This is a genomic window from Endozoicomonas sp. SESOKO4, assembly GCF_024606275.1.
This window is the reverse complement of the sequence record NZ_JAHHPS010000102.1, coordinates 1-3128: the sequence shown is the minus strand read 5'-3', so window position 1 is coordinate 3128 and position 3128 is coordinate 1. Positions and strand designations below refer to the sequence as shown.

The window sequence follows — 3128 nt, the reverse complement described above, 5'->3', positions numbered from 1 at the left end:
GCCTAATGGTGCAGTTATTCATTATCGAGCTGAAGAAGAAACCTGTCTGACAATTCAGCCAAAAGGGCTTCTGCTGGTCGATTCAGGTGGCCAATACCCGGATGGCACTACAGACATTACCCGCACCTTTGCCTGCGGTGACATGACCGAAGAAGAAAGGAAAGACTACACTCTGGTGCTCAAGTGTCATATTAATCTGGCAAGGGCCCGTTTCCTGCGTGGTACCCGTGGTATCCAGCTGGACACACTGGCAAGACAACCGGCATGGGCTGAAGGTCAGAATTACAATCATGGTACCGGTCATGGTGTGGGTTATTTCCTGAATGTGCACGAAGGCCCGCAGAGTGTCAGCCAGTACTTTCTGGATGTTGCTCTGAAACCCGGCATGCTGATTACCAACGAGCCGGGTATGTATCGTAATGGCAAGCATGGTATCCGGATCGAAAATATCATGCTGGTTGAAGAAGATATAAAAACCGAATTCGGCGATTTCTATAAACTGAAAGACTTGACTCTCGCACCGATTGATACCCGTCCACTGTTGCTCGATAGGCTCAATAGTGAGGAAGTTGAGTGGCTGAATAAATACCACGACAGAGTGAGACGTGAATTGTCACCACTATTGGAAGGAGAAGATCTGGAGTGGCTGATCAAGGCAACAGAAGCCATCTGATCAAAAGACAAATATTGTATACACATTCAGCGGCAGACAAATGGCTGCCGTTTTAATGCATCTTCAGGAATAATATTTGAGAGGCCATGACCAAAAAACTCAAACAGCTTCAGCTCACGTAACCTGTTCCAGAACAATCTTCCTCAGTCCCCTTAAAAAGCCCTGCGCCACCCCGACAATACAACTGAAGGTACTTATCTCTACTCCGGGACTCCCCATCATTTTTTTCTTAAAATGGTGACTTGCGTTACCTACAACAATGGCAGTATCAACTGAGAAATCACTGCCTTTGCCGGGTACCAGAAGATCCTGATCAATCTCATTGTCACCGGCCGCAATGATGGTAGAACCACTCACACCCATGACTCTGGCCAGCCTGCTCACCCACTCTCCTTTTGTCAGAGGCAATGAGAGGGTCACTTGATGCTCATCAGGATTGAACCTGACATCGGCAAGTGCACCAAAAAGATTAAATGCCACCTGCCTCAACTGCTCTCTGGTTTTTTCCTGATTCAGATCCATCTGAGGATCCACTGTGAAGGCATAGATTGGACCTGGCTCGGGATTGTGAACATCGGTAATGGCTACATCCTGTATGGCGAAGAGATATACCAGTTGATTATCCAGCCCAGCGGTGCAACTCAGGTATCGTTCGAAACGGAAACCATCTGGCCTGATAAACAGGTCTTCGGGAAACAAGCTGAAACCGGGCATCAGGGCGCCATAAAATCGGGTGCCCGGGCGAGCCATCACATTAACGGGACTCTGAAAAGCTCTGAAACCACTCCCGATTGATACCAGGTAGTCAGGCTCAGGGAGTTGGTTGTCGGCAAAATAATGCCACTCATCGTGGCCAATAATGGCACCTGTCACGACAATCAGTCTTAATTTGCCCCGTTGTCGCCACTTATCCACAAAAACTGCAAACCTCTGCCTGAATCGTTTTGTCAGTTCTCTGATGTGGCGCCCGGTTGGCAACAAAGTTTCATCAAGGTCCGTGAGTAGAACGACTTCTCCGACCAGTTGAGCCATTTCTTTTTCAAGCTCAGCCAGCAAGCTGTCAAATTCCTGTAGCTGTTCTTCAAAATCCGGGCGATCAGCCGGTGGCAAGTCATCTCCAGAGTAACTTGATGCAATGGCACCTCCGCATGTCTGAAGCCGTTGTCGTGAACCCTGCTGGCAGGATGACTGATTCTCACTGCTACCCCTTGGATCCGGTGTAACGGTATATCTTTTAAATGCAAACGTGATCAACGGCAACGGGCTTATTCCTGCACCCCAGTCAAAGCCATCTCCAAGGTAAGGCTCAATAGCGCCACCCACGACACTGACCTCCCGTGGTGCAGCAAATGAGTCCGCTTTGTCTGCAATGGATGAGACGGAATCATTAAGATGCAGCCCATCGTCTTCATCTGCACGGGCGGTGCTCACTGTCAGAAAGCAAGGCAGTAAGAGAGAAAGGAGGAAGCAGTGAAAAACGTATTTCATTTTCACTCCTTTTGGAAAAAGGACGTGAGTTACAGTTGACGCTCAGTCTCAGAAAGGGTCTCGCCATGACCCGGAATTCACGCTTTTTGTTGCCGGAACTGATCAGACTGTTTTTGGCCACAACGACAACATCGGCAAGGACAGAGAGATCCTTGCCGCCTGAACTGTTTTCGAATAGGACAATCAGTTCAACAAACCTTCAATCAGGCCGGACTTGTAGTGCTGCATCCAGCCAATAGACAAGCGACGACTTCTGATGATCGTTTGCAGGTCGCGCAGAGCCAGATCAAACTCATCGTTGATAACCAGATAATCAAACTCTGCATAATGAGACATCTCATTCACAGCCTGATTCATACGCCGCTCAATCACGTCGAAATCATCGGTACCACGCCCCATCAAACGCTCACGAAGCGCTTCTTTGGAAGGAGGCAGAATAAAGATACTGACTGCTTCAGGCATCAGCTTACGTACCTGCTGGGCACCCTGCCAGTCAATTTCAAGAATAACATCTTCACCGGTATCCAGCTGTTCCCGAACCCAGGCTTCAGAGGTGCCGTAGTAATTTCCGAATACTTCTGCATGTTCCAGAAACTGGCCCTGGCTCATCAGCTCCAGAAAGACGTCTTTGCTGGTGAAGTGATAGTTCATACCGTCTGTTTCACCGGGACGAATCGGACGGGTTGTATGGGAAACCGATACCTTCACATGAGGGGTCGACTGAACCATAGCCTTGACCAGGCTGGTTTTGCCAGCTCCCGAGGGGGCTGCGATGATATAGAGTTTACCTTTATTTGCCATGATCTCTCCAGGCGACAGCCATGAGGCTGCCGGGGATTTAAGTGAAAAAATTCTGGTGCACACTAAGTCTTTTGAACGTAGCGGAGAATGATTAGAATGCAGTGTAACAGAAGCTAGCAGCCTGTCGGACTTAAGGCTGTCCTACTGCGGTTGCAATAAATTGGTC

At 48.8% G+C, this 3128-nt stretch carries 3 protein-coding genes; 1 reads left to right on the top strand and 2 read right to left on the bottom strand.

Annotated features, from left to right (window positions below; genetic code table 11):
* Positions 1–673, top strand: a 673-nt coding sequence (locus tag KDK16_RS01795; protein ID WP_257274393.1) for a M24 family metallopeptidase, incomplete at its 5' end; no start/stop codon positions are given.
* Positions 674–787: 114 nt separating this feature from the next.
* Here KDK16_RS01795 and KDK16_RS01790 read toward each other — a convergent pair.
* Positions 788–2161, bottom strand: coding sequence for a hypothetical protein (locus KDK16_RS01790; RefSeq protein WP_257252787.1), 1374 nt, complete (start codon positions 2159–2161; stop codon positions 788–790).
* A 183-nt stretch (positions 2162–2344) separates the two neighbouring features.
* Positions 2345–2962 carry a guanylate kinase gene (gene gmk, locus KDK16_RS01785; protein ID WP_257252786.1) on the bottom strand — a complete coding sequence of 206 codons (618 nt, stop codon included), beginning with the start codon at positions 2960–2962 and terminating at the stop codon, positions 2345–2347.
* Positions 2963–3128 lie beyond the last annotated feature (166 nt).